At 66.6% G+C, this 24,555-nt stretch carries 27 protein-coding genes and 2 pseudogenes; 21 read left to right on the top strand and 8 right to left on the bottom strand.

The features are described 5' to 3' along the window. Positions 1–1,075: 1,075 nt before the first annotated feature. Entirely contained in the window at positions 1,076–1,492 is a 417-nt protein-coding gene (locus ACIA8E_RS08075) for a DUF6578 domain-containing protein (protein WP_399295706.1), read from the bottom strand. A 409-nt stretch (positions 1,493–1,901) separates the two neighbouring features. Between ACIA8E_RS08075 and ACIA8E_RS08070 the strand changes: the two genes are divergently transcribed. Beyond that, positions 1,902–2,513 (top strand): TetR family transcriptional regulator, encoded by a 612-nt coding sequence (locus ACIA8E_RS08070; RefSeq protein ID WP_399295704.1) that lies wholly within the window; start codon positions 1,902–1,904, stop codon positions 2,511–2,513. 217 nt (positions 2,514–2,730) lie between these two features. Here the strand turns inward: ACIA8E_RS08070 and ACIA8E_RS08065 are convergent, their stop codons facing one another. Beyond that, positions 2,731–2,952: a hypothetical protein gene (locus ACIA8E_RS08065; protein WP_399295702.1), complete on the bottom strand. Its 222-nt coding sequence runs from the start codon at positions 2,950–2,952 to the stop codon at positions 2,731–2,733. A 213-nt stretch (positions 2,953–3,165) separates the two neighbouring features. On the opposite strand from ACIA8E_RS08065, the pseudogene ACIA8E_RS08060 reads away from it, so the two are divergent. From ACIA8E_RS08060 to ACIA8E_RS08050, 3 genes and pseudogenes are all read left to right on the top strand, one after another. Beyond that, positions 3,166–3,288 (top strand): annotated as a pseudogene (locus ACIA8E_RS08060) (polyphosphate kinase 2); the annotation flags it as partial. 505 nt (positions 3,289–3,793) lie between these two features. Then, positions 3,794–4,447 (top strand): annotated as a pseudogene (gene snpA / locus ACIA8E_RS08055) (snapalysin); the annotation flags it as partial. A 370-nt stretch (positions 4,448–4,817) separates the two neighbouring features. Further along, complete coding sequence (locus tag ACIA8E_RS08050) at positions 4,818–4,961, top strand: hypothetical protein (protein WP_399295700.1); 144 nt, start codon at positions 4,818–4,820, stop codon at positions 4,959–4,961. A gap of 579 nt (positions 4,962–5,540) precedes the next feature. On the opposite strand, the gene ACIA8E_RS08045 is transcribed toward ACIA8E_RS08050, so the two are convergent. Beyond that, complete coding sequence (locus ACIA8E_RS08045; protein WP_399295699.1) at positions 5,541–6,020, bottom strand: hypothetical protein; 480 nt, start codon at positions 6,018–6,020, stop codon at positions 5,541–5,543. Positions 6,021–6,383: 363 nt separating this feature from the next. Between ACIA8E_RS08045 and ACIA8E_RS08040 the strand changes: the two genes are divergently transcribed. From ACIA8E_RS08040 to ACIA8E_RS08030, 3 genes are all read left to right on the top strand, one after another. After that, entirely contained in the window at positions 6,384–7,142 is a 759-nt protein-coding gene (locus ACIA8E_RS08040) for a hypothetical protein (RefSeq protein ID WP_399295697.1), read from the top strand. Further along, positions 7,139–7,384, top strand: a complete 246-nt coding sequence (locus tag ACIA8E_RS08035) for a hypothetical protein (RefSeq protein WP_399295696.1) — start codon at positions 7,139–7,141, stop codon at positions 7,382–7,384. Before ACIA8E_RS08040 ends, ACIA8E_RS08035 begins: the two co-directional genes overlap by 4 nt. A 380-nt stretch (positions 7,385–7,764) precedes the next feature. Beyond that, the gene (locus ACIA8E_RS08030) at positions 7,765–8,415 is read left to right on the top strand and encodes an HAD family hydrolase (RefSeq protein WP_399295694.1); all 651 of its coding nucleotides are present in this window, start codon (positions 7,765–7,767) and stop codon (positions 8,413–8,415) included. On the opposite strand, the gene ACIA8E_RS08025 is transcribed toward ACIA8E_RS08030, so the two are convergent. From ACIA8E_RS08025 to ACIA8E_RS08010, 4 genes are all read right to left on the bottom strand, one after another. Continuing rightward, positions 8,405–9,262 (bottom strand): DUF1932 domain-containing protein, encoded by an 858-nt coding sequence (locus ACIA8E_RS08025; RefSeq protein ID WP_399295692.1) that lies wholly within the window; start codon positions 9,260–9,262, stop codon positions 8,405–8,407. The genes ACIA8E_RS08030 and ACIA8E_RS08025 overlap by 11 nt on opposite strands. Continuing rightward, positions 9,259–9,792, bottom strand: a complete 534-nt coding sequence (locus tag ACIA8E_RS08020) for a guanylate kinase (protein WP_399295690.1) — start codon at positions 9,790–9,792, stop codon at positions 9,259–9,261. The genes ACIA8E_RS08025 and ACIA8E_RS08020 overlap by 4 nt, the downstream gene beginning before the upstream one ends. Positions 9,793–9,845: 53 nt before the next feature. Next, positions 9,846–10,862, bottom strand: coding sequence for an AAA family ATPase (locus tag ACIA8E_RS08015; RefSeq protein WP_399295688.1), 1,017 nt, complete (start codon positions 10,860–10,862; stop codon positions 9,846–9,848). Positions 10,863–11,092: 230 nt separating this feature from the next. Then, a complete protein-coding gene (locus ACIA8E_RS08010) occupies positions 11,093–11,446 on the bottom strand; it encodes a GntR family transcriptional regulator (RefSeq protein ID WP_399296033.1) in 354 nt (117 codons plus the stop codon). A gap of 574 nt (positions 11,447–12,020) precedes the next feature. Here ACIA8E_RS08010 and ACIA8E_RS08005 point away from each other — a divergent pair. Genes ACIA8E_RS08005 through ACIA8E_RS07995 form a run of 3 tightly spaced genes read left to right on the top strand, consistent with a single transcriptional unit; the run spans position 12,021 to position 13,956 of the window. Continuing rightward, positions 12,021–12,314, top strand: coding sequence for a hypothetical protein (locus ACIA8E_RS08005; protein WP_399295687.1), 294 nt, complete (start codon positions 12,021–12,023; stop codon positions 12,312–12,314). Continuing rightward, entirely contained in the window at positions 12,311–13,312 is a 1,002-nt protein-coding gene (locus tag ACIA8E_RS08000; RefSeq protein ID WP_399295685.1) for a DUF2637 domain-containing protein, read from the top strand. The genes ACIA8E_RS08005 and ACIA8E_RS08000 overlap by 4 nt, the downstream gene beginning before the upstream one ends. Then, positions 13,309–13,956 carry a GGDEF domain-containing protein gene (locus ACIA8E_RS07995; protein WP_399295683.1) on the top strand — a complete coding sequence of 216 codons (648 nt, stop codon included), beginning with the start codon at positions 13,309–13,311 and terminating at the stop codon, positions 13,954–13,956. The genes ACIA8E_RS08000 and ACIA8E_RS07995 overlap by 4 nt, the downstream gene beginning before the upstream one ends. 257 nt (positions 13,957–14,213) lie before the next feature. On the opposite strand, the gene ACIA8E_RS07990 is transcribed toward ACIA8E_RS07995, so the two are convergent. Beyond that, the gene (locus ACIA8E_RS07990; RefSeq protein ID WP_399295681.1) at positions 14,214–14,570 is read right to left on the bottom strand and encodes a hypothetical protein; all 357 of its coding nucleotides are present in this window, start codon (positions 14,568–14,570) and stop codon (positions 14,214–14,216) included. A 136-nt stretch (positions 14,571–14,706) separates the two neighbouring features. Here ACIA8E_RS07990 and ACIA8E_RS07985 point away from each other — a divergent pair, with 136 nt between their 5' ends. The 11 genes from ACIA8E_RS07985 to ACIA8E_RS07935 all read left to right on the top strand — a co-directional run bounded on the left by ACIA8E_RS07985 (position 14,707) and on the right by ACIA8E_RS07935 (position 23,544). After that, positions 14,707–15,054, top strand: a complete 348-nt coding sequence (locus ACIA8E_RS07985; RefSeq protein WP_399295679.1) for an RRQRL motif-containing zinc-binding protein — start codon at positions 14,707–14,709, stop codon at positions 15,052–15,054. Positions 15,055–15,149: 95 nt separating this feature from the next. Continuing rightward, positions 15,150–17,402: a cell division protein FtsK gene (locus ACIA8E_RS07980; RefSeq protein WP_399295677.1), complete on the top strand. Its 2,253-nt coding sequence runs from the start codon at positions 15,150–15,152 to the stop codon at positions 17,400–17,402. A gap of 140 nt (positions 17,403–17,542) precedes the next feature. Continuing rightward, positions 17,543–17,794 (top strand): hypothetical protein, encoded by a 252-nt coding sequence (locus tag ACIA8E_RS07975; protein ID WP_399295675.1) that lies wholly within the window; start codon positions 17,543–17,545, stop codon positions 17,792–17,794. A 44-nt stretch (positions 17,795–17,838) separates the two neighbouring features. Further along, positions 17,839–18,027 carry a hypothetical protein gene (locus ACIA8E_RS07970; RefSeq protein ID WP_328887064.1) on the top strand — a complete coding sequence of 63 codons (189 nt, stop codon included), beginning with the start codon at positions 17,839–17,841 and terminating at the stop codon, positions 18,025–18,027. 11 nt (positions 18,028–18,038) lie between these two features. Then, positions 18,039–18,650: a hypothetical protein gene (locus ACIA8E_RS07965; RefSeq protein ID WP_399295673.1), complete on the top strand. Its 612-nt coding sequence runs from the start codon at positions 18,039–18,041 to the stop codon at positions 18,648–18,650. 1 nt (position 18,651) lies between these two features. Continuing rightward, entirely contained in the window at positions 18,652–19,002 is a 351-nt protein-coding gene (locus ACIA8E_RS07960) for a hypothetical protein (protein ID WP_399295671.1), read from the top strand. Between the two features lie 85 nt (positions 19,003–19,087). Beyond that, entirely contained in the window at positions 19,088–19,993 is a 906-nt protein-coding gene (locus ACIA8E_RS07955; protein ID WP_399295669.1) for a bifunctional DNA primase/polymerase, read from the top strand. After that, the gene (locus tag ACIA8E_RS07950; RefSeq protein WP_399295667.1) at positions 19,990–20,370 is read left to right on the top strand and encodes a hypothetical protein; all 381 of its coding nucleotides are present in this window, start codon (positions 19,990–19,992) and stop codon (positions 20,368–20,370) included. Before ACIA8E_RS07955 ends, ACIA8E_RS07950 begins: the two co-directional genes overlap by 4 nt. Beyond that, positions 20,367–21,908, top strand: coding sequence for a YfjI family protein (locus ACIA8E_RS07945; protein WP_399295665.1), 1,542 nt, complete (start codon positions 20,367–20,369; stop codon positions 21,906–21,908). Before ACIA8E_RS07950 ends, ACIA8E_RS07945 begins: the two co-directional genes overlap by 4 nt. A 299-nt stretch (positions 21,909–22,207) precedes the next feature. Then, positions 22,208–22,405 carry a helix-turn-helix domain-containing protein gene (locus ACIA8E_RS07940; protein WP_399295663.1) on the top strand — a complete coding sequence of 66 codons (198 nt, stop codon included), beginning with the start codon at positions 22,208–22,210 and terminating at the stop codon, positions 22,403–22,405. Then, on the top strand, positions 22,405–23,544 hold the full coding sequence (locus ACIA8E_RS07935; protein ID WP_399295662.1) for a tyrosine-type recombinase/integrase: 1,140 nt from the start codon (positions 22,405–22,407) through the stop codon (positions 23,542–23,544). The genes ACIA8E_RS07940 and ACIA8E_RS07935 overlap by 1 nt, the downstream gene beginning before the upstream one ends. Positions 23,545–24,555: the final 1,011 nt, after the last annotated feature.

Raw genomic sequence — 24,555 nt, 5'->3', positions numbered from 1 at the left:
GTGCTGGCGGCGGTGCGGCTGCGGCGGGGCAAGGTCGACAACGCCCGCGGCGCCGCCCAGCTCGGGCAGACCGCACCGCTCGGTCAGCCGGACAGGGGCACCAGGCCGGCGTCCGCGATCAGGTTCGGCTCGCCGAACGCGTTATTTCGTTTGACTCGTCAGGGCCGCTCCCAGCAGGAGCCGGCCCCTTGCCAAGGGCTGTCCCGTAATCCCTGGTGGATCAGCGCGCGGCGTCAGATGCGGTGCATCGCAAGGCGGAGGAGCGTCCTCCTACTGGGCGTATTCGGGCGTTCCGACAACGCAGCGAGGTGCCGTAGCTGTCGTCGCGCGCCCGCCAGGGATTACGGGACAGCCCTTAGGAACGCTGGAAGATGACTGACAAGACGAAACCGATGTTTCTGGGCAGCGGCGACCCGGCGCGGCAGCGCACGGACTATTACCCCCCTTGGCCGGACGACCTTGCCGACGATGTGAAGCCAGACCAAAGGTCAGGAATCGTCCAAGATCTGCTTGATCGCCGCCTCTCGCGATCGCGGCAAACTGTGCGGAAGTCGACTTAGCCTGCCGACCACCGTGGAAACCCATTGCGGGTCGCCGAGACGTGACACCTCCCCGCGCTCAGTCAGCTGACCAAGGAATCCAGTCAGGATCCTGATCTCCCGCGGGGGATACCAACGCCCATGGTGCGTGAACTCCGCCTCCCCATACCCACGTGGATCGCGTAGGTGTGCCATCAAACGAGCGGGTCCACCACCGGAGGCGTTTGCCCCCTGCAGATTCATCACGATCCGCGTGACCCTGGCCAATCCCTTGGAATTCCCGAGCCGTGTGGCGACGGCATAGAGACCTAGATCCATGAACAGAGACCAGGGGACCAGTGGCGCCGCCACGCCTTCAACCCAATGCGAGATTCCGTCCCGTTCGAAGCGCAAATGATCTCCGTTTGGATCGCCGACGACCCATGAGTCGTTCGCGCGCTCCAAAGGCCCGAGTCGATCAGCCATCTGTTGATCCCCTGCAAACTGCCACACGCACGCTGCGGAGCATCAGTCCGGAAGGTTGCTTCACAGCTCCCTCATTGGCCACGAGTAGCCGCGTCTTCTGGCTCGTCTGTTGCACGCTCGGCGGTCACGAAGTAGCCCGCGAAACTGACGTCTGGGCGAGCCTCTGCCCACCCGTCCGCTTCCCTGACCGGAACAAACACGGTTGTGCCCGTAACCGGGTGTTGCACGTTGCCGGTGCCGCCTGGGGGGACCTCGTACCGGCAGTGCACCTCCGCGATTGTCAGCACCTGCAACCGAGTCGGCGCATGCTCCTCCTGGCCGTGATGTTCCTCGCGGAAGTCGATCTCAGCCGCACGTTCGCCACCCACGACATCGGCGTAATCCTCCGGATCGACATCCAGCAGCTTCCACGAGACGACATCCCCCGGCGTGAAGCTCTCCCCGCAGCACTGGATCTGCCAGTCATCGACCCAAATCGTCAACGTCATGTTGCCATTGTCCGTCGAGCGATCACCGCTCACCAGTGCGTTTGTTCAGCCCCGCACAGACCTCAACCCACCACTCTCCCCAGCTCCCATCCCGTCCGCCTTCGACCCACACGTCTGTACCGCCGCCTTGATGAGGCTCCTTGAATCTCCCTGCTCGGGGTACTCCGCAGAGTTGCTCACTTTGGTTCCCCACCCGCAGGCGACCGCGGCCGGATGCCACTCGGGAGGGACGCCTGATCGCCGGCCGCAGGGCCTGCGTCCGTTCCGGGACCCGGACGCCGTCGAGGACGACTGAGCGTCGGCCAGCGACTGCCTCTGAACTGAAACGGCGTTCGGGCACCGTCTATGGGCGCCGAGGCCATCATGGGCGAGTCGCCTGCTTTCCCGTATCGGTGCTGGAGCTGCCGCCGTGAATCGGAGCAAGCCGGACCACCGCCCGTCAACGCGACGAGATTCCGCCGCGACCAAGGCACGCCTTCTGGACGCCGCCTCCGCCGAGTTCGCCGCGTACGGCCTGGCCGGCGCCCGGGTGGACCGCATCGCCGAGGCGGCCAACGCGAACAAGCAAAGGATCTATGCCTACTTCGGCAACAAGGAGCAACTGTTCGACGCCGTGATCGACCGGGTGCTCGCCGTGGGCGCGGAGACAGTGCCCTTCGACGCCGAGGACCTCCCCGGAGTCGCGGGACAGATCTTCGACAACCTGGTCGCCCACCCCGACCTGATGCGACTGCTCTCCTGGAAGCTGCTGGAGCGCCCCGGCGCCACCGACCAGGAGGCCGCCACCTACACCGCCAAGACCACAGCCGTGGCGGCGGCCCAGGAGCAGGGCCGAGTCGAGCCGGAGCTCGGCCCGGAGGACCTGGTGGCTTTCGTGCTGGCGCTGACCCAAGCCTGGTTCAGCCTCACAGGCGGCATGAGCCCAACCAGCGGAAGCGACCCATGGTCAACGCGACGATTGGCCCGGCACCGCGACGCCGTCGTCGACGCGGTACGGCGGATCACCACACCGCACAGATAGAACAAGTGGCGGATCACTCACACTGGCTGCCCAAGCTCGTCTCGGTTGATGTTTTGACGTTGTGGCTTCACCTGATGCTTGACACCGCTTGCCTCGGCTTGGCTGCGTGCGTCTGACAGGCGTGTACAGGGAGGGCCGGGGTCGTGCTGGTGGAGTTGAGCGTGGTCGAGCAGCATTATCACGCGGTCATGGAGGTCGCCGCGGGGGTTCCGGTCACTCAAGTCGGGCCCCGGGATTCGTACTTGCGCACCCAGGAGTGCACCGACTGCCTCGACACCCCAAACCGCCGCCCACCGCCTCGTGGTCGACCGGGACGCCGGTCGATGCCCATCGGTCGGCGGCGGGCGCCGATCGCGTGCGGCGTCGCTACATCTCCCGCAACAATCTCCACCACCGCCATCCCAGGCTCCGACACGAGCACAGCATTGATGTCTTCCATGCCGTACGAGACGGGCCTCGCCAGGCTGGAGTTACGCCACAGGCCACAGTTCACCCAGCCGTGTCGCTGGGTCCGTGCAGGCCAGCTGCATCAAGGTAGTGGGACGCATACGCAGCAACCCGGCGGTCAACGGTTTTCGGACGTCAGCCCGACTACTGCCAACGACCGGGCACGCACCTCGTTTGCGTGGCTGACGACAGCCCGGCCCGCATGGTCCCGAAGCCACTGGGTGCGGCGGACACGCTGCTGGAGGCGGGCGAGGAACCGACCGACCTCTCCCCCAGGCCGCTCGCCGGGCTGCGCGGCGGGCCCGGCTTCCATCCTGATCAGGACTGAGCGGCGGCGGCTCGGCGGTGAGGGATGCCCCCCAGCGCCGAGGGTGACTCCCTGGGGGCGACTCGGGGCCGGTGGAGCGCGAAAGAAGCGGAAGCCCATATTTTATGACGTCGGTCACAGCGCTCCGCCAACCAACCGGCGTACTTAGTAGACGCGGCGTGGTCGATATTTAAGGTTTTGTCCGTTTTGACCTGGATGCGGATCCCACCACGCGTCCCGGAATTCCGCCCGGCCGGCCCGCACGCCCGCTGCCCCGTGGTGCAAGGCTTCTGACGTCGCGACAGCTTTCCCTCCCGCCGCCAAGTGCGGACTGGAGACCCGCGCACTGCCCTGGCGAGGTCCTGGGACCTACGAGGCGACGTAGTGACGGGACCCTTTGCGCTCCCTGTCGAGCCGTTCTAAGAATGGCGACCCACAGGACGTCGCTGCAGTTCGGAACCGGTGTTCACGCAGATTCGACCGCGCACCGGGCGCTCGGCGTCACCGAGTGAGTAGGAGCCCCCACATGAAGTCGTCCCGAACGTCCGCGAGACTCCTCGCCCTCACTCTCGGCCTGGGTCTGGCCTCCAGCGCGCTGGGCGCGGCGGTGCCGGCGAGCGCCGAGACGGCCGCCACCCCGTCCGCTCCCGCCGGTACCTCCGTGGCGCGGTACGACGGGTCGGTCAAGGAGACCGCGAACAACAAGGCGTTCTTCGAGGCTGTGCTCAAGTCCGTCGCCGAGAAGCGCGCCGCCCAGCCCAACGCGCAGGCGGTGACCGTCTACTACAACGCCTCCCAGGCACCGAGCTTCCGTTCGCAGATATCGAGCGCGGCCTCGATCTGGAACAGCTCCGAGTCCAACGTCAAGCTCCAGGAGGCTTCGAGCGGTGCCGACTTCTCCTACCGCGAGGGCAACGACCGGCGCGGGTCCTACGCCTCCACCAACGGCCACGGAAGCGGCTACATCTTCCTTGACTACGCCCAGAACCGGCAGAACGACTCGGTCCGCGTCGTCACCCACGAGACCGGGCACGTGCTGGGCCTGCCGGACGACTACAGCGGGCCGTGCAGTGAGCTGATGTCGGGCGGCGGCCCCGGCCCGTCCTGCACCAACCGCTACCCGAACGCCACCGAGCGCTCGCGTGTCGACCAGCACTGGGCCACCGGACTCGCGCAGGCCCCGAGCACGGTGAACCAGCCCGCTGACCACCCGAGCGCTGCACCGCCGGTACGGACCGTGGCGCCGGGCCACGGTCCGGGGCCTCGGCTCCACAGCACGTCCTGGAGTTGATTGCGTTCCCAAGTGGGAAGCGGCTCGCTGTCGAGGATGGCTTCGGCCACATGCTCAAGACGGTCGTCTGAGCACTCTTGCAGGCTGGCCGACAGACGCTGGTGCTTTGTATGGCTGTCCTGGGAGGGCGGAGCCGGGAGGCGAGGCCAACCGCCCACGGGTTGGTGACCTTGAACGTGGTCAACAGAGCCGGGTTGGTCGCCGACACTGCCGGCCCGGCCACGATCAGCAGTAGTCGGCTCTCCGGTCCAACCAGAACATGTCGCGACGCATGTACCAGACCTCGGGTCTCTTCGAGATCAAGGTCGAGAACAACGGCAAGGTGTCATACGAAGCCGCCTATGCCACCGCCTCTGGCGCGGACTTCATCATCGACGAATGGGCGAAGCGCACCGCTGCATGACCTGAAACACGACGCCGTCCCCTGTTCCGGATACCGCCGGGCAGGGGTCGGTTTCGTGTGTCCGAGGTCGATCGGTGCAATGAGGCAGATGGACGAGCGGCTGGGACAACAGATGTCCTCCCCCAGCACAGCCATCAATTCGACAACCTCCCGACCCTGCCGTCGCTACGCTGCGGGCATGGACCTCCTCATATCGCTGCTGGTCCTCCCGCCCCTCATCGCTCTTGGCGTGGCGCTGGTGAAGGATTACAAGGGCGTCAGGACGTTCTTCGCCACACGTTTCCAGTCCCTCTGGGGCTCTCGCCTTCTGGCGATGTGGCCTCTATGTGGCCTCGATCATGGAAAAGGCCCCCCGGTCCGTGTGGACCGGAGGGCCTATTCAGGCTCTCACCTGCGGTTTCCTACTGTGGGCGCGGACGGTTTCGAACCGCCGACATCTGCTTTGTAAGTTCGACTGGTTGGCCTGAGCATCTGCACGACCATCCCTCGCCACGGCACGACTTGCTCGCGCGAGCCTGCGCTTGACTGCTCTTATGCGCCTACGTTGCCGTCAGCTAGTGCCGTCACCTGCGGACCGCGTCACACGAGAGGCTGCGGAGCGACCGGGAGCTGTTCGCTGTAGAGCCATGTAAAGGTGCGGTCCGGTTCGAGGTGGGCGTCCCCCCAGTGGATGGCATGGATTCCATTCTCCGGATCCGCAGTGAAAAACACACAGACAAGCTTCGTGGAGGCGCCCAGTGCCTCGAACGTCGCGTGCAGCTCCTCGTACTCCTCTGTCGTCAGGTCATCGTCAAGGGGGAACAGTCCCTCTTGCGGTTGTGGCCCGTGCCCCAAGAGCATCCGGCGGCGTGTAGGGGATGCATTTGAGGCTAACCGCGCACGTTCAAGCGGCCTCGGGCGGTCGGCGTACTTGAAGGGGAATAGTGCATGGTCGTTGATGACGGCGTACTCGTAGCCGCGCAGGTCCCGCACCGCTTCATTCAGCCTCCGCGCCGCATCGGCCAGATTCTCGCGCACCGCCTCCGCGAGGGTGGCTCCGTAAGGACTCCTCTTCTTCAAGCGCGCCGTTAGGTGCACAGCGTGAGCCCGTGCATGAGCCCGGGCCAGCTGCGCCGGAACCGCTGCACCAAGCTGGCCGGCGTGTTGCCCGAACCGTTCGATAGCCCAAGCTGAGGGCGCAAACTGATCAGCATCTACCGCGGACACTGTCCCCCTCCCCTAACCACCCACCTCCCACATGTGTGACACGCACAGAAACCGCGTGCAAGAGAGCCGATCCGGCCACACGGGCAGAAGGTGGTTGCTGACCGAGCAAGCGGGAGACGCCCAGAACGGGTGCAGGGTGCTTCAGGCTTCCCCTTCCATCAGCACTAACCGCAGCGCAGTGCCTGCGACTTGGCACTTTTCCTCTATCTTTGGGCGATGCAAATGTCCAAGTCAGCAATCCAGAAGCTGGGGAAACGTCTCGAAGTGCCAGGCAGTACGTCGGAAGACGACCTCACGCTCCTAGAAGACCTGCTCTTGGAGTACGACGGCCTACTGTCTGCCGCTCGCGGGGAGGTGGATGAGCTCTGCGACGTCCTCGAGTGGCCCCTGGGCGTAACACATCGCCTCAAGACAACGGACACGTTGGTCCAGAAACTCCAGCGCGCGAAGGAGGGCGGGTCGAGCACCAATCTGGCCCGCATCCAAGACATCGCTGGCATCCGAGTCTCGGGCAACATAACTCTAGTGGAGCAAGATCAACTCCGAGACTTGATCATGACCCGCTTCGAAGCTCAGGGGCACAGATGCTCCGTGAAGGACCGCCGCGTAGAGCCAGTCGTGGGGTACCGAGCCGTCCACGTGATCGTCACGATCGACGGTCGATGCGTTGAAGTGCAGGTGCGCACGAGTGCCCAGGACCTGTGGGCCAACGTCTTCGAACGCATCGCAGACATCTTCGGACGCGGCATCCGATACGGCGAGCCGCCGGAGTACGGGGGGCAGGCGGTGCTCGACATCACCCGGAGCATGGAAAGCTTCTCGGCTAAGCTGTATGAAACTGAGCTGCATGCGTACGCAGAAGGGGCCCGCAACGGCGACCGAGAGGCTATCCTGAGCCTCCAGAGCCCCCACCTGGCTAAGCTGCACGAGATCCTGGGGTACGTGGAAGACATCAAGGGAAGGCTGTCAACATGAAGGCACTCAAGCACTTCCTTCTTGTCTACAACCGTCGCACGGGAGAGACCGTCGTCAGGCGAGAGTTCGCATCGTCTGAAGGACGGGACGCCCTTCGCGCTCGCTTCCAGCTTGAGCGCGAACTCCGAGGGCAAGAGGACATCGAGATCGTGGTTCTCACGGGTGCATCCCTCGCTGGCCTCGCGAAGACTCACTCTAGGTACTTCGGCAGCACTCCAGAGCGCGTACTCTCAGCCGCCTGACCTGCACAGAAGCGGTCGAAGCATCAGCAAATAACGGAGCGTAGCGGATATTGATTGCCGTCCTGGCGATCCCCGCTACGCTCCGTCGCTATGCTGACCTTCGGTCACGGAGCGTAGCGGGGATCGCCAGGACGGCAGCGCAACTTTACCCAACCTTTGCATTGCTGTGACGTATCTAACTTCCAGGATGCAGGTCCCTCGGGTCCTAGCCTCGGGTCGGCGCAGCGGGTTTGGCCGGGGTCCTGCCCGGTTTGGGGTTGAGCATGATCAGCACCGTTACACGTTGCTGAGGCGCCCTTGGCCGCAGGATGGGCACGTCGCTTGATCAAATCAGGACCCGGCGTCATTCCGTCAGGAGCTCGTTCACGTAGCGTCGCCGTGTGCTGGCACTCTTCGACCTCGACAACACCCTGATCGATCGACACGGTGGGCTGGAACTGTGGGCCCGTAATTTCGTGCGCTCGCGGCACCTGCCGCGCGAGGCTGCGTCCGTCGTTTGTGATCAGCTCTGGGAGCGCGCTTACCCGACGGACTTCGTGAGCCTGAAGGCGGCCCTCGGACTCCACGAGTCGCCTGATGACCTGTGGCACGAATACGTCACTGGGGTGGCCCGGTCCGTTCGCTGCTTCCCCGGTGTCCTGGAAGGGCTCGAAGCGCTGCGGCATGCGGGGTGGGCCCTGGGAGTGGCGACGAACGGCGCGGGTGACATCCAGCGCGCCAAGCTCGCAGCAACTGGGTTGGCGTCGCTCTTCGACGGGGTGTGCGTCTCGGGCGACGTCGGGGTCCGGAAACCGGGCCGCGGTCACTTCGAAGCTGCCATCGCACTATGCGGCGGCGATCTGCGGCATCGCACCGGCCACTGGATGGTGGGCGACAATCCCGAAACCGATATCGCAGGGGCAAGTACAGCCGGGCTGCGCACGATGTGGGTATCCAACGGCCGTAGATGGACGTATGGCCCCCGGGAGCCCCACACCGTGGTGAGGGACGCGACGGAGGCCATCGATGTCTTGCAGGGGCTCACTCGGTAGTGGAACTGCGGTCCGGACGCAGGTGGAGGGCATCGAGCGCCCGGGAGACATCCACGGTCGTGTCCTTGAGGCTCTCCCACCGACTCATCGTTGCTGCCGCTGCGACAGCCAGGTCAGGAGGTAGGTCTACCTCTGCAAGAGCCTGCGCGACTTCCTCCATTTCAGGCGCCCATCGCCACGACCGTGCGGCCACCTTCGGGAAGTACGCGGATTCAGCAAGGTAGCTAGTCGTACGACCCTGCGCGACCTCGAGAAGCTCCTCTTCTACTCCATAGTCACTGGCGAGTGCGTACGCGACGGCGGCGAGGACGCGACTCGCCTTCTGGTAACTGCTGTACGACAACTTGAGCGCCGAGGCCCGACCGATACCGCCCGGCAAGAGGTGGACCTGAACGGCTGAGCCCGTGAACAGCGAGGCGACGGGCGTCAGCGCCTCCGCCGGGCCAGACAGGTAAAGGCGAGTGGTCTTGGACTCAGACGGAGGCGAACCAATGACCGAGCCGTCTACAACGGTCGCCCCGGTCCGCAGCATGGTCGCACTGATACTCGCCATGCTGGCGGGAGAGATTGCGTTCCCGTCGACGTACACCCCAGAGAAGGGGTGAGTCGCGACCGCCGCCGCGACTTCCTCGGCATGAGCCGGAGGGCAGATGCCGAGGATCACGTCGGCCCGCTCGGTCATCTCCCCGAGGTCGCTCACAGCAGCGAACCCGTATCGGAGCGCACGTTCCCTGCTCGTGGAGCTTCGCCCTTCCGGGCACCACAGAACTTCAGCGCCTTGGAGTCTGGCCTGAGCCGCGACGGCAGCGCCCATGCTGCCCGGATGCAGGATGCCGAGCGTGGTCACCCGACCAACTCCCTGATATCGCGAACCGCGCCCGGTGCGCCGGCCGACAGAGTTTCGTCAATGGCCCGCGCGGCTTGTGCCGCACTGACCTGGTCAGTGCGGACCACGAGCGACCACGGTTCGACTGCATGGTCCAAGAGATCCTGTCGAGTGTCGTGCCATGCCTTGAGGCGGGCATCGACGTCCTTGTCGCCGCGCGCCTCGCAGCGTTCCCGCGTCACGTTCTCGGGGCACCACAGAAGAACTTTCACCCAGTGGATAGGGAACGCTTCGACCGCGCTCGCCCCTGCGACCTGCCCCATGTGCAGTACAGGGATGTGGCCAGACTCGACCAGGGCGGAGACTTCGCCTCGATCGATGGCGTACTCGGCTTCGTACCGAGCGTTCCGATACAGAAGCTCTCCGGCCTGCGCCAGTTCCTCGATGCGGTGGGCGGTCGTGAGCCGATAGCCAGCGGTGCGGCCGGGGCCGGCCTTCAGGCGCTGAAAGAGTGCGAACTCGGGTCGCAGGCATGCAAGTTCAGCGGTCACCGTGTCCTTGCCCGAGCCTGGGGGGCCGTACAGGATGACGCCGCCGGACGGGCTCACAACCCACCCCCGCTCAGTACGTCCCGGGCCTCATCGACCAAGGCCACGGCAGCCCCGAGTCGGTTATCCACCACGAAGTGCGGTCCCTGGGGACGCATCTTGAGGTCAAGTCCCGCGATGTATTCCTCCCACGACTCCATCTTCCATGCGTCGCGGGCCGCTCCTCGGAATTCGATGTACTCGCGCATGGACTCTGGGTCGCACTCGACCCATATCGTCGCTACTGAAACCCGCTTGGATCGGCAACGATTCTGGAAGCGCTGCATCCATTCCGTCTGGGAGAACTCGGAAATGAACGGGGCGTCGAGGATTGTGGAGATGCCGCAATCGACATTGTCCCATGCGGCTTCCATGAGGCAGCGGTATTCGAGTGGGCGGACCTTGTCTCGGTAGAGCGCGGAGCTGCGGTCGTGCGCTTTCCCGCCCAGTGCCACCAAGAGTTGGTCCACCAGCGGCCGTGTCAACGAGTCCTTGTCCAGGATGGGCCAGCCTGTGAGTCCACCGAGGAACTTGGCGAACTCCGACTTGCCCGACCCCGCGTACCCTCCCACAAGCACCACCGACGGGCCGTCAAGGCTTCCTCCCGTGGTACGCCGACTCCAGGCGTCGACCACCCGGTTGCGCAACGCCTCGCTGTCCACATCGTCCGTACCTTCGCGGATACTGCTCAGCGCCTGCCGTACTGCTTGCGGTTGATCGGGGAGCTTTCGCTCGATGAGAGCGGGCACCGGGACGGATTCCACAGGGACATCCTCTCCGGGCAGGGCTCGACGGAAGCCAAGTTGGGCTTCGTTGCGACGATAGAGACGGCAGTACGCCCGGCGGTAATGAGGCCCGGGGTATACCGATCCTTTCTCGTGGCCCCAAATCGTCTGGAAGTTCGCGGCAATGTTGAAGCCGTGACGCTCCGCGATTTCGCGGAGCTTTTCCCCCGTGTCTTCCAACGTCAGCCCTATTTCCTCCCGATGCAAGCGCAGGAGATCAGGCTTCCAATCTGGGTGCTTCCGAGCCATCTGCCCCTCCTAGATAGCTAGTCGGAGCCGCGAGTGTAGCGGTCCGAGTAGTCCTATGGAAAACAGTGATAGAGCATGTGTAAGCGGATGTATAAAACTTCTGAGATCTACTCAGATAGTGGAACGTGATACCGAAACTTGGGCCACCGCAGTGAAATAGAGCACACCCCAAGGAGGTGCTCATGACTCACCGTGCAGCCACGATGGTCCCGACCATGCTCAACGCAGGGTCAGTTGGCTTCGAGTGCGGCCATACGTTCCCGCAGCTCGCCAACCTCGGACCGGAGCTGTTCAACTTCGTGACGCAGTTCGGCGACTTCCCCGCTCGGGTCCGCCGACTTCGCGGCAGTCACGGCGTCGGCCGTGAGGAACGCGCCCTTGCCCTGGTGACTCACGGCGAGGCCATCACTCTTGAGCTGCCCGATCGCCGCCCGCACCACGGTGACAGTGGCGCCGTACGTTGCCTGCATCTCCGCGAGCGACGGGAGCTTGCCGCCATCTGCGGTGAACTCGCCGGCCGCGATCCTCCGCCGGAGATCATCCGCCACCTGCTGGTAGGCGGGCTTGCCGGTCCACTCGACCATCTGCACCCCAAGTCTCTTACTGGCCTCTGCCTCATAGTGCCCAAGCGGCAGAGGTAGAACCAGTGTCCCTCGCCGCTTGTTCCACAGGGACTTGCACAACTCTGCCTCACAGTGCACTCTGAGGCAGAGCAGCAACCCGCACCGGCCCGGTGCGGGACTGCACAACAACTGCACAGCGTGATCCACCGCAGTACGACGGCCGTGACCGTTCCGGCCGAGGCAGTGGAGACCAGCCGATCGAGACCGGGCCCGGTGTCACAACCGGGCCCCACCCCTCCGTGTGGGGGACACGCCATCGGCTCTAAAGAACCGCACGGCACACCTGCTGCGACGACTTCCGGGACTTTCGGATCTCCCCGGGACGAACAGCGCCGTGCGAATCGGAGAACCGAACCTCTGCCCGCTTCCTCGCGAAGCGGCCGGTTGCCTCCTCCGTCCGTCTCGTACGGGCGGGGTCGAGGGGAGCCGGAGATCGCCTTCCGCTTCATCTCATCTGAACGGCGCGCGGCCCCGGTGGTTGGACACCGGGGCCGCTGATCTGGGCCGTTCCACCGCGTAGGGAGAACCACGACCCATGAAGAACATTGTGGCCGGACACGTTGCGGCCAACACCACCGAGTTCATCGAACTGGCCTTGGGGACCCCGGTTGAGCTGTGGCTCGGGGTGGAGGGCGAGAGCGAGTTGGAGCGTGCGGCCCGTCTGGATGCGGCCCGCGACATCCTCGCGGACAACCCCGACTTCCCCGACCGCGTGAGCCAGATCGCCGCCGAGGCGATCGAGACGTTCGCGCCGGAACTGTTCAACGTCATCCCGCTCCCGCGGCCGTTCGGTCGCCGTCGGCCGTCCCGGAAGGCGGCAGCAGCATGACGACCACTGCGCAGACGCCGGATCGGCCGGCCGTTCCGCCCTTGACCCACCCGGAAATGGGCCTGGCCGGGTTCGGGGCGCTCGCCGCGGCCGGGGTCGGCGCCCTCGGCCTGATCTCCTCGTTCGACGCCGTGTCCGCCGCCGCGCTGCGGTGGGGGTTCAGTGCACCGTGGATGCTGCCGGTCGGTATCGATCTGGCGATTCCGGTGTTCACCGTGGCGAACCTGATGCTGATCCGGATGGACATGGCGCTTGCCTGGGTCCGGTTCGTTCCCTGGGTTCTCACCCTGGTGACCTGCGGTCTGAACGTCTCTGCGGGCCACGGAACGTGGGCGAAGGTCGCCCACGGCACGATGCCGCTGCTGTGGGTCGTGTTCTCCGAGATCGCTGCCCACGTCTACGCGGTACGGATCGGTGCTGTGACCGGGCGCCGCATGGACAAGATCCGTGCCTCACGTTGGCTGCTCGCCCCGCTGTCGACGTTCGCCCTGTGGCGCCGCATGACGCTGTGGGAGGTCACCTCCTACGGTGACGCGCTGGCCCGCGAGCGGGAACGCCTGCTGGCACGCGCGGCACTGCGCGAGCGGCACGGCCGCCTGTGGCGGTCGAAGACTCCCCGCCCGGAACGCGTGCTGCTCAAGCTCGGGGAGCTCAACCCCGCGAGCGAGGCAGTACCGCCCGCCCCGGACCCGAAGCCCGAGAGCAAGCCCCCCGTTGAGCCGAAGCCGTCTGCGAAGCGCCCGACTCGCCGCACGGCGGGCAAGGCGAACACCAAGCGGACCTTGGACGAGATCCAGGCCGAGGCCCGGGCGACCACGGCCGGGTGGAAGGACTCGGAGCTGACCGCGGACCGGATCCGCGCCGCGGTGCACGTCTCCCAGGCCACCGCCCGCATCCTGCGCGACACGCTCAAGAGCGAGCGCGCTGGTCAGCCGCTGCACGCCGTCGACACCGAGCAGGACAACGACGGTGACGCCCCCGGGGCGGTGGCAGCATGAGCAGCCTCTTAACCGCCCTGGCCACGGCCGGACCGCTCGCGGCCGGGTGGTCCATCCATTCGGCATGGATGCGCCGACGGTTACAGACCGCCCGCCGCGACCCGCTCACCGGGCTCCGTACCCGCGACGGCTTCACCCGCCGGGCCACAGTCCTGTTGAAGGACCCCCGGGCGGTGGTGGTCCTCGCCGACGTCGACCACTTCAAGCAGATCAACGACACCCACGGCCACGCCGCAGGCGATGCGCTGCTGAAAGCGACCGCGGACCGGCTGGCCCACTACGTCGGTCGACACGGGGTCGCCGGACGGCTCGGGGGCGATGAGTTCGCCGCTGTCGTCATCGACAACCACGGCACCGCCGCCGACCTCCTCGCCGTCCTGCACGGCGTCCTCGCCCGCCCCGCGGACGGTCTCGATCCTTCGGTGCACACCACGGTGTCGCTCGGCTGGGTCCGTGCCACCGACCACCCCGCCGACGACCTGTCCGGGCTGCTGCGGCGAGCGGATGAGGCGATGTACGCCGCCAAGCAGGGCCGGGCCGGTATCCGGCGGGCCGGACTCGGCAGGCTCTTCGCCACCTGGTCCGGACGCCGTGCCGGCCGCCGCGGCTCCGGCGCTGATTCGGTCCCGGGGGTGGCGGCCTGATGTCCCCGACGTTCGGCAAGTGCTACGACCCGACCGGCGCGGTGCACGGGATACCAATTGGAGTTCACGCGGGTTCCGTGAGGGCGTCGGTGCGGGAAATAGTGCAAGTGAGCAGGTGAGGGCCTACGTGCTGCTTGTCACTCGTGCGTGTCAACTTCTCCGAGTTACTGGCAGATTCTGCGAGTTCGGCCAGCAACTTGCGAGGCTATGTGGGATTCAGGAAGTCGCCGCCGTTGGTGGCGGACTGCCCAAGACTGTCAAGGCCTGAGCTTGTTCAGCTGAGGATCGAAGCAGACCAGCCCCATGGACCGCGCGAGGTCAACCGCGAAGGCGGAGGCCTCCTCAGCCATGCTCCATCGCATCGGGAAGTAGATCAGTGAGCCGCGGGCCTCGCCGATCAACGGACCGGTTGACCACGGCGAGGTGTCGTCGGCGTCTTCGGTGAGGTCGCACCAGCGCTCAAGGAGTCCGGCGACATAGGCCGTGATGCGTTCGGTCGGAGGCTCGTCAGTCTCCGTCTCGATGAGGCGGTCGTAAAGGTCGTTAAAGACCCGACCGGCGGTCTTGTCGTCCGCTGGTCTTTCGCCTTCCCATACAGCCAAGTCGTAACTCATGCCCGCGAGGTTTTCACAGCACACTGACAACCAGCCGAGGCCAGCCGAAGACCTCATCCCGGGCGAACCCGCTTGCCTCCCGGGTGATAACCCATCCTTTGCCAGCCCGTTCCCGACCCGGTGGCCTTCGGATCCCGTGAACCCGCTGGTTTCGACGTTCCCGTGGAAGTTGGCGCCGGACGGCTATGCCACCCGCCGCCAGCTCCGTGACCGCGGACTGCGCCCCGGTGGGCAGGCAGTCTCCGCGCAGATCATGCGCCGCTCACGTCGCCGTAAGGCAGGTGTGGCGGTCGCGTTCCTGTACCGCATCGAGCTGGCCAAGCCGGTCCGCCCGATGACCGCGGCCAAGCGGGCCGCGCTCGCCAAGGCCATGACCGCACGGCGCACCTGCCCCGCCTGCCGGGTGGATGTCGGGTACTGCATCCCGACGTCTCTCGGCATGTGTCCGGCCTGCGCCTACCCCGAAGAACAGCGCGCCGCTTGAACTGCACAGCAACCGCTAAGCGGGGTCCGGACGGTAGGCCGTCCAAAGCGCCGTCCGGACCCCTTCCAACCCCAGAAGTCCGGGAAGGACTGTCAGTGAATCACGACGACGAAAACGAACTCTTCAACCGACTCGAAGCCGACATGGCCACCCCGTCCGCACCCGACTCGGGCGGGGACGTGGTCGACCTCGACAAGGCACGGTCGACCCGTTCCGAGTCGGCCGACCACACCGCCGACCGGTCGGCCGACCCGCACACCGCACGGTCGGGCAGCGGGTCGGATGCTGGGTCGGGCGACCCGACCGAGCCCGTGTTGGTGGATGGTCCGGCGGAAGTCGGGCCCGGGTTCATGGGCCGCATCATGGGCGCGAAGCGTCGGGCGATCGTCCCGGCGTGGCTGCGGTCGGCCGCCGAGTTCAAGACCGCCACCCGGTGGGCCGCAGGCCACTACGGGCACCTGGCCGGGTACCACGCCGTGCGCTCCCCGTACTACGCAGCACGGCTCGCGTTCCAGTCGCCGCGGGGGGCTGCGAAGTTCGTGGGCGGGACGATGCGGTGGGTAGCCGACCGCGAGGGCGAGCCGGTCCGACTCGCCTCGGTCCGCCGCGAGGACGCGGCCGAGTACCTCAAGCTCTCTCGCCAGCGGGACGGCCGGGTGAGGCTGCGGACCCTGATCACGGTGCTGGCCATGTTCGTCGGGCTCGGTGCCGCGCTCGCCATCTACGTCCTCGCCCCCGGCTGGCTCCAAGCCCTCTCGGTCGGGGCGGTACTGATGGCGCTCGGGTCGGCCGGCACGCAGGCCGACGCACCGGTCATCACCCGGGCCGTGGAGATGACCAAGGCACCCAAGGTCACCAGTGACATTGTGCTGCGGGCGCTCGGTGCGCTGGGCATCACGGCGATCAACCAGGTGCAGAGCAAGGGGCGGGACGGGTTCACGTTCACCGCCCCGATCACCCGCGACGGCCCCGGATGGCGTGCGGAAGGAGACCTCCCGTACGGCGTGACCGTCACCGACGTGATCGAGCGCCGCGACAAGCTCGCCTCCGGTCTACGCCGCCCGCTCGGCTGCGTGTGGCCCGAGGCCGTGCCGGACGAGCACACCGGGCGGCTGGTCCTGTGGGTCGGTGATCAGGACATGTCGACCGCCGCCAAGCCCGCATGGCCCCTGATCAAGGGTGGCTCTGTGGACCTGTTCAAGCCGGTCTCGTTCGGCACTGACCAGCGCGGACGCTGGGTCGACATCACCCTGATGTACATCGCAGGCGTCATCGGAGCCATCCCCCGCATGGGCAAGACATTCCTCCTGCGCCTGCTCCTGCTCATCGCGGCCCTCGATTCCCGGGCCGAGGTCCACACCTACGACCTGAAGGGCACCGGCGACCTTGACCCCGTGGGCGAGCGGGTCTCGCACCGCCACCGGGCCGGTGACGACGACGAGGACATCGAGTACGCCCTCGCTGACCTGCGGGAACTGCGCACCGAGCTCCGCAGGCGGGCGAAGATGATCCGGTCCCTGCCGCGGGACATCTGCCCGGAGTCGAAGGTGACGTCCGAGCTGGCGAACAAGCCCAAGCTCGGGCTGCACCCGATCGTGATCGGGGTGGATGAGTGCCAGGTGTGGTTCGAGCACCCCAAGCACGGCGGGGAGTTCGAGGAAATCTGCACCGACCTGGTCAAGCGCGGCCCCGCCACCGGCATCGTGCTCCTGCTGGCTACGCAGCGCCCGGACGCGAAGGCCCTGCCGACCGGGATCAGCGCGAACGCGTCGGCCCGGTGGTGCCTGAAGGTGATGGGGCAGCTGGAGAACGACATGGTGCTCGGAACGTCCAGCTACAAGCGGGGGATCCGGGCCACGATGTTCTCGTGGAAGGACAAGGGCATCCACTACTTCGTCGGTGAAGGCGCCGACGCGAGGATCGTCTCGTCCGTCTACGTTGACGCCCCTACTGCCGAGGTGATCGGGCTGCGGGCCCGCCGCCTGCGCGAAGCCGCCGGAACCCTGTCCGGGCATGCGCTCGGGGAGACGTTCGAGGCCAGTCAGGGCGCCGCGGACTCGCTGCTGCCGGACATCCTCGCGGTCATCCCCGCGGACGAGTCAAAGGTGTGGAACGAGACCGTGGTCGAACGCCTCGCAGACCTGCGGCCGGAGCGCTACGGCGACTGGGTCCGCATGTCAGGTGAGGAGCAGACCGCGCACCTGACCGCAGCACTCAAGCCGTACGGCATCGCGGCCGGACAGGTGGGCCGTCGCATCGACGGCAAGTTCGTCAACAAGCGCGGCATCAAGCGCGACGACATCGCCACCACGGTTGCGGAGCGTAACGGAAATCGGGACGCGAGCTGACCCGCTGGGGCTGCTATCGATAGCGCCACACCCTGCTATCGATAGCAGCCCCGATAGCGGCCCATCTGGCACCTGATCAGGCCGCTAGCGCATAGCGGCCCACCTGCAAGAACCCCTGAAACAGGCCCGGAGGCCCCGCCATGACCCCTGCCCTGCTCGCTAGCACACTCCTCCTCTTCGTCACCCTCAGTTATGCATCCCTGTGTGCGGCCTCGCCGTTCGGCAACTGCCGCAAGTGCCGCGGCTTCGGCCACGCCACCAAGACCGACCGCAAGGGCCGCATGAAGCGCGGCAAGGACTGCCGTCGCTGCAAGGCCACCGGCAAGCGGATACGCGTCGGCCGCCACCTCTACAACGTCGCCGCCCGCCTCCACCGCGACGGCACCCGCTAACCCGCAGTTCCGTCCCGCACCACCACACCGGAAAGGGGCCCGTCGTGGCCGTCACCGTCTCACTGGTCCTGCTGTTCGGACTGGTCCTGTTCTTCCTGCTCCGCTCCAACACCCTCGGCTACGGCTCCGCGTTCATCGCCGTCATGTTCGGGTTCTTCCTCGCCTCCACCGGCGCCTCCGGACCCATCAACGAACTCACCACCGCCGTCATCAAAGCCATCCCGAACCTGTAGGAGACCCCGCCATGAACGAACCACTCGTTCAACACCACTGGGTCGCCCTCGCGGCCCCGAAAGTCGCCCCGGCCGTCGCCACCTCCACCGTGCTCATCCTCGGACGGATCTGGAACGCCAACGGCGCCGAACACAGCACCGGCAACGCCGCGTTGATGGTCGTCCTCGCGGCCGGCGCCGCGACGGCCGGCGCATTCGCCGCCGCAGGGCGCGGGGGCGGTGACGGCGTCCTCGCGGCAACCGCGTTCGCCACCTCCGGCGGGCTCGCCCTGGCCGGGGTCGCCGGATACGCCGACGGCCTCTCCCTGCCGCTCCTGCTGTGGGTCCTGGCCACCGCCGTCGCGTACGGGATCGCCGCCCGCTACTGGCGCACCGACCGCCGCGACACCGTGGCCTACGACCGGCAGACCACGGTGCGCCGAGAAGATCACGCCCACACAGAGCGCGTCGAAGCACTGCGCGCCGGAGCACAGATCGAGGTCGCCCGCGAAGGCGCCGCATACGCCACCGCGCTGGCCCAAGCTCTCATCCACCGCGAGGCCCTGCCCGGCTTCGACCCCGTCGCGCTCACCCGCGCCGGGCTTCCCGAACTCCCCGCCATCAGCGTCACCAAGGAGCACTGAGATGGAACAGCTGCACCTGAGCGCCACGCACCGCCCGGAACCGGGCGACTGGCCGACGCCAGAGGCCGCCTACGCGCTCGCCCCGAGCGTCATCCGAGAGATCGGATGGACCGCGCACACCGCGGCCGACAAGCCGTTCGGCACGACGCTGGGCCGCGAATTCTGGCTCCGCAAGGCAGCCGTCCTCGACCGCATCGCCCTCGCCGACGAGCGCGCCGGCGTCCCGGGCGGCGCGAGCGAGGTGGCCACCGAAGCAGCCCGGCGCCTGATGGAGCTGGACGACACCCCAGTCATCTGCGACCCGCGCCACTACGTCCGGCAGCAGTACGCCCGCTGGACGCGCCACCGATAGCTGCGCCGAGGGCGGCCCCCGTCTCGCCAAAGTCACGGGCCGCCCTCGTCCAGCACCTCACACAAGAGAACTGGAGACACTCAGCATGACTCAACCTGAACCGATCCGGCGAGAGCGCACCTTACGGCCCTACCTACCGATCGCACTGGAGCTGGCGACGGCAGGTGTCCCGGTATTGCCCCTGCGCGAAGGGAAGGTGCCGTTCGGGAACTGCCGTGCGTGCGGCAACAACGCCTGCGGTGGGCGGCCCCACATGAAACGCGCGGGAGAGTGCCGCTGCCCCGGCGTCTGCCACGGCTGGGCCGCCGCCACCACCAACACCGACGTACTCGCATCCCCTTCGTGGGCCGCGGCGTGGCGCGACGCCCAAGCCGTCGCCTACCACCCCGGAGGGGCCGGGCTGACCGTCGTGGACCTGGACGACGCGCAAGCCGTCTCCTGGGCGCGAAACACCCTGCCCGCCACCCGAACCGTGCCCACCACTCGTGGGGAGCACTGGATCTACCTGGGTGCGATGCGGTCGGCAAACTCTGTCCGGCCCGGCGTGGACATCAAGTCGCTGATGGCCTACGCCCGTTGGCTCGGCCCCGGTACCGGCACCATGACGCACCTGCCGTCTGCCGTCCGCGCCCTGGTCGAGAGGGAAGAGACCACCCCCGCCCGCGGGGAGGTGGTCTCTTCCACCCCAGGGCGCGCCGTGTGGGATGCGACCACGGCCACCGGCTGCCGGCACACCGAGCGGTACATCCGCACCGGCCTGGAGCGAGGTCTGGCCCTGGTGCGTACCCGCACCGAATCGGGCGCCGGATCCCAGGCATTTGGCGTCGCGCAGTTCCTGGCGAAGCAGCACGCGCAGTGCCCCGGACCATGCGGCCTAGACGACTTGGGGCGGCAGATCGTCGCCGCAGCCGTCTCTGTCGGCGTACCCGAGGCGTACGCGGAACGCGCCGTTGCCAACGGCCTCAACACGAGCACAGGGAGGGCCGCATGAGCGGCCGAACCGTTGCCCTCCCGATGGGCGAGCAGCTCGGGTTGACGGACCTGCCGAACGCCCCCGAACAGCAGCCCCGTACCGGGCGTGCGGCTGTTGCCCGGAAGTCGTCGGCCGAAGGCCGTCCGCTTCGTCTTGTCCGCCCTGACCAGCAGCCGCCCACGGGCACCGACCAGCCCCGTCGTGCGGTCCGGTGGCTGCACATCGTCGCCCCGCCGTCCTACTCCGCGACCCCGTCCGCCCGCTCCTGGTGCGAGTGCGGATACGAGCGCAGCGCCAGAGGCCGGACCGGTGTCCTCGCCTTGGTCGAAGCCCACACCAGCCATCCCGAACACTGCCCGCTGCTCGGCAACACGGAAGGGAGCAAGGCCGCATGACCGCCGATCTGTGGGAGGGCTTCGACGCCCTCGACCCCGAGTCCATCACCGGCCCCATGTGGGACCAACCGGTCCCCCTCAACCACCGCCGCGCCCTGCCCGCCTTCCCCGTGCACACGCTGCCGTCCTGGCTGGGGGACATGGTCGCGGCGGTGGCCGAGGAGACGCAGACACCGGCCGATCTGGCCGGGTGCCTGGCCCTGGGCGTCATCGCGACGGCGGCCGGTGGCCGGGCCACCGTGTGCGTGCGGGGGCACTGGCGTGAGCCGGTGAATCTCTACACGGCCGTCGCCCTGCCGCCCGGCAACCGCAAGTCCGCCGTGTTCGCCCTGATGACCGGCCCGCTGCTCGCGGTCGAGAAGACGCTCGTGGAACTGTCCGGGCCGCTGCGGGCCGAGGCGGAGACCACCGCCCGTCTCGCCAAGGCAGCCGCGGACAAGGCCGCTCAGAAAGCTGCAGCGGCCGAACCTGGACTGCGGGACCAACTCACCGCCGAAGCCGTACACCTGGCCCAACAGGCCGAAGAACTGACCGTGCCGTGCAAGCCTCAACTGGTCGCGGACGACGTCACCCCGGAAAGCCTCGCCACGCTGCTGGCAGAGCAGGGCGGACGGATCAGCGTCATGTCCGCCGAAGGCGAGATCTTCGACATCATCGCCGGCCGCTACTCCGGCGCCCCGAACATGGGCGTCTTCCTCAAGGGCCACGCCGGGGACATGACCCGCGTCAACCGACAGGGCCGCGACGCCCAGCACATCGAGAACCCCGCCGTCACCATGGCCCTGGCCATTCAACCCGAGGTCCTGGACTCGATCGGCCGGGTCAAGGGGGCCGACGGGAGAGGCCTGCTCGCACGGTTCCTCTACGCCAAGCCCGTCTCTCTCGTCGGGTCCCGCAACCTCACCCCGGACCTCATCACCGAAGAGACCACTGCCACCTACGCCCAGCGCCTCGGTGGCCTGACGATGGCCCTCGCGGACTGGACCGACCCCGCCCTGCTCACCCTCACCCCCGAGGCCGACGCGGTCATGCTGGCCTACCAGAAGGTCACCGAATCCCGTATCGGCAAGGGCGGCTCACTCGCCCCGATCGTGAAGTGGGCCAGCAAAAGGGACGGGGCCGTGGCCCGCGTCGCAGCCCTGCTCCACCTGGCCACCCGCCCCGAGGGCGGATGGGCGCTCCCGATCGAGGCGGCCACCATGGCCGCCGCCACCGAGCTGGGCGACTACTTCACCGCCCACGCCCTTGAAGTCTTCGACGACATGGGTGCCGACCCCGCGCAGGAAGCAGCCCACCAGCTCCTGACCCACCTCAAGGAACAGCGCCTGTCCGGCTTTACGAAGCGGGACCTGTTCCGGGGCCTGGCGCGCGGGGACTTCCCCGTCATGACCGATCTGGACCCCGCCCTGGCCCTGCTCGAAGAACACGGATGGGTCCGCCAACAGCCTCTGCCCCCGCGCACCGGGCGCGGCGGCCGGCCACCGTCTCCCCGCTACGACACCCACCCCAGCATCACCCCGCCGCTCGCCGGCGCGTGACAGAACCCCCAACCCGCTGACAGAACTGACACAACCCCCGCGATGGCCCGCTGACCTGCACAAACACCCGTGATCACCGCTGTGACAAAACCTCCGAAAACTCTGACAGAACCTCCCCGCCCCAAACCGGGCGCTCTGACAGAACCCCCCTCCCGGAGGTTCTGTCAGAGTTTTTCGAGGTTTTGTCAGAGCGCCCAAAACCGGAGAAACAGCAGGTCAGCAGGTTATCGGCGAGGTTCTGTCAGTTCTGTCACGGAATCCCGGCCCACCGCCCTGCCCGGACGATCCGAGGAGCCCCGGTGACCACCCCTCTGCCCACCACCCACCGAGCACTCACCATTCCTGAGGTCATGGAGGCCCTAAGCCTCAGCCGCTTCAAGGTCTACGACCTCATCCGTTCCCGCGAACTGAAGAGCATCAAGATCGGCCGCTGCCGCAGGGTGCCCGCCGATGCTCTCCGCACCTTTATCGACCACCAGTTGGAAGAGGCTGCCTGATGGCACGCAAGAGGAACCCCAACGGCGCCGGCAGCATCTGGCGCCGCAAGGACGGCCGCTACGAGGCCCGCGTCTACGTCCCTCAGCCTGACGGGACCCGTAAAAGGAAGACGGTCTACGGAGCCACGTGGGAGGAGTGCGACGCCAAGCGGCAGGAACTCGTCCTGCGCGACCGGCTAGGCGTACCCACCCCTACCCGCTCCGCCAAGCTCTCCGAGTGGCTTCCCTACTGGCTGGAAGAGTTCGTCCAGCACGACCGAAAGAAGACGACGTACGCAAAGTACGAGACGCACGTCCGCCGGTACTTGATTCCACACATCGGCTCCAAGCGCCTGGAGACCTTGGGTGCGGCAGACGTACGCCGATTGCTCACGGCTGTCACGGCTCAGGCGTCTCCCGCCACGGCCAAGGAGTCGCACCGTGTTCTGCGCAGCGCACTGACGGCCGCCTGCCGAGAGGAACTAATCAGCAGGAACGTGGTCATGCTTGTTCCGGCCCCCCGAGTGCAGCCGCGGGAGCTGAAGCCGTGGGACCTGACGCAGACATCGACCTTCCTGGAGGCCGCAAGGAAGGATCCGCTGTACGCAGCATTCGTCCTGGCTGTGGCTCTCGGGCTGCGCCGAGGAGAGGTCCTAGGGCTGCGCTGGTCGGACATTGACCTGGACCGTCGCACGCTCACCGTGCGGAACCAGATTCAGCGGGTGCAGAACGAGCTCTACGCCGACTCTACGAAGAACCGTCGCATTCGCGTCATCCCCCTTCCACTCATGTGCGTGCCACCACTGCGATGGCAGCGTCTGCGGCAAGCAGCACAGCGCAGCAGGGCAGGGCAGGCCTGGCACGACACCGACTACGTGTTCACGACGCGCACCGGGCGAACAGTCGAGCCGATGAACCTCAGCCGCTCGTTCCAGCGCATCACGGAGGCTGCAGGACTCCCCCGCATCCGTTTGCACGACGCCCGGCACGGATGTGCCACGCTCCTGTTCGCAGCGGGTGTGCCACCGCGCGTCGTGATGGAGATCCTGGGGCACTCGCAGATCGCTGTCACCATGAACATCTACACCCACGTCTCCGACGATCGCCGGAGGGAGGCCATGACCCACATGGACCGACTGCTGCAACGTCGACGCCGTTAGAGAAATATCTGCGACGCCCCAAACGGCACGATCCTCGGGGCGTCGCGGCCGGTCACACGCCAGCCCTCCAAATGCAGCTACCGTGGTCGGTCAGCCGACCTCAGAAGTTGCTCAACTGACGTGTGGTGCCCGCTGTAGGCCCGCATCATCTCGCCATGAGCCTTGTCCTATACGTATCCGCTCTCGCCGCTACCTGCTCCGCGGTCGCGGCCGTCACATCAATGGTCGTTGCCCGTAAGGCTGCTCGCTTCGGCGCCGAAGCACAAAGGCAACAGAGGCAACACACACGCTTCGAGATCGCTAAGAGCATCCATCAAGATCTAACGGCTTCCGATCTAACGGAGGCACGCAACCTCTTGGGAAGTGTCCACTACGGCGGAAATCTCAAGGCCCGGGATTTGAACTCATACCGGATCTCCTACTTCACAATGCTTTGGAGATTCGAACGAGTGGAAGCGGGACGACAGATGCTCGCCGAAACGGCATTTGACGGCGAGGGCGACCCGGCGATGGAGTATCTCGACAACCTCATACAATGGCATGTCAAAGAATATTCATGTAGCTTCCACAAAGCCCAGAAGATCCTACGACTTCGAATTGATAAACTTTCGGACTCGGAATCTTGGGAGGCCTTCGAGAGGCTCAGTGCATGCTTTCGCGTTTCCGGCCACTCTGCGTGCACCTGCAACTGTGGCCACACATAGCCCCCTCCGCAGCGCTCAACCCACTCCACACCCGCCGCGCTTCATCTATGCAGCGTCCATCCACTCAACAATCCAGCACGGCGTTTCACGCCACGCAGATCTTCACGCTGCGATTGCCGTGTCATCTCCCAAGAAAGCAGAGCCTCTTGCGAGCCATATGCCCTTCTGGATAGTTGATCAACGCGTTCCTCTATGAACCGCAAGTGCCGACCCACCCTCTGCACGGCCCGATTGTTGTGGCGCATCCAGAAACTTGCAAGGGAGGTAAGCATAACCGCCATATAGGGTGAGGCCGACGTGAGTGACA

Source organism: Streptomyces sp. NPDC051664 (assembly GCF_044453545.1).
Classification (GTDB): Bacteria; Actinomycetota; Actinomycetes; order Streptomycetales; family Streptomycetaceae; genus Streptomyces.
The sequence above is the reverse complement of the archived record's forward strand: the minus strand, read 5'-3'. Positions and strand labels throughout refer to the sequence as shown.

Coding starts and splice junctions, on each gene's coding strand:
- ACIA8E_RS08075 (WP_399295706.1), bottom strand. CDS start 1,492: ATGACGTTGACGATTTGGGTCGATGACTGGCAGATCCAGTGCTGCGGG.
- ACIA8E_RS08065 (WP_399295702.1), bottom strand. CDS start 2,952: ATGGAAGACATCAATGCTGTGCTCGTGTCGGAGCCTGGGATGGCGGTG.
- ACIA8E_RS08050 (WP_399295700.1), top strand. CDS start 4,818: ATGTCGCGACGCATGTACCAGACCTCGGGTCTCTTCGAGATCAAGGTC.
- ACIA8E_RS08040 (WP_399295697.1), top strand. CDS start 6,384: ATGCAAATGTCCAAGTCAGCAATCCAGAAGCTGGGGAAACGTCTCGAA.
- ACIA8E_RS08035 (WP_399295696.1), top strand. CDS start 7,139: ATGAAGGCACTCAAGCACTTCCTTCTTGTCTACAACCGTCGCACGGGA.
- ACIA8E_RS08015 (WP_399295688.1), bottom strand. CDS start 10,862: ATGGCTCGGAAGCACCCAGATTGGAAGCCTGATCTCCTGCGCTTGCAT.
- ACIA8E_RS08010 (WP_399296033.1), bottom strand. CDS start 11,446: ATGGTCGAGTGGACCGGCAAGCCCGCCTACCAGCAGGTGGCGGATGAT.
- ACIA8E_RS08005 (WP_399295687.1), top strand. CDS start 12,021: ATGAAGAACATTGTGGCCGGACACGTTGCGGCCAACACCACCGAGTTC.
- ACIA8E_RS08000 (WP_399295685.1), top strand. CDS start 12,311: ATGACGACCACTGCGCAGACGCCGGATCGGCCGGCCGTTCCGCCCTTG.
- ACIA8E_RS07995 (WP_399295683.1), top strand. CDS start 13,309: ATGAGCAGCCTCTTAACCGCCCTGGCCACGGCCGGACCGCTCGCGGCC.
- ACIA8E_RS07990 (WP_399295681.1), bottom strand. CDS start 14,570: ATGAGTTACGACTTGGCTGTATGGGAAGGCGAAAGACCAGCGGACGAC.
- ACIA8E_RS07975 (WP_399295675.1), top strand. CDS start 17,543: ATGACCCCTGCCCTGCTCGCTAGCACACTCCTCCTCTTCGTCACCCTC.
- ACIA8E_RS07965 (WP_399295673.1), top strand. CDS start 18,039: ATGAACGAACCACTCGTTCAACACCACTGGGTCGCCCTCGCGGCCCCG.
- ACIA8E_RS07960 (WP_399295671.1), top strand. CDS start 18,652: ATGGAACAGCTGCACCTGAGCGCCACGCACCGCCCGGAACCGGGCGAC.
- ACIA8E_RS07955 (WP_399295669.1), top strand. CDS start 19,088: ATGACTCAACCTGAACCGATCCGGCGAGAGCGCACCTTACGGCCCTAC.
- ACIA8E_RS07950 (WP_399295667.1), top strand. CDS start 19,990: ATGAGCGGCCGAACCGTTGCCCTCCCGATGGGCGAGCAGCTCGGGTTG.
- ACIA8E_RS07945 (WP_399295665.1), top strand. CDS start 20,367: ATGACCGCCGATCTGTGGGAGGGCTTCGACGCCCTCGACCCCGAGTCC.
- ACIA8E_RS07935 (WP_399295662.1), top strand. CDS start 22,405: ATGGCACGCAAGAGGAACCCCAACGGCGCCGGCAGCATCTGGCGCCGC.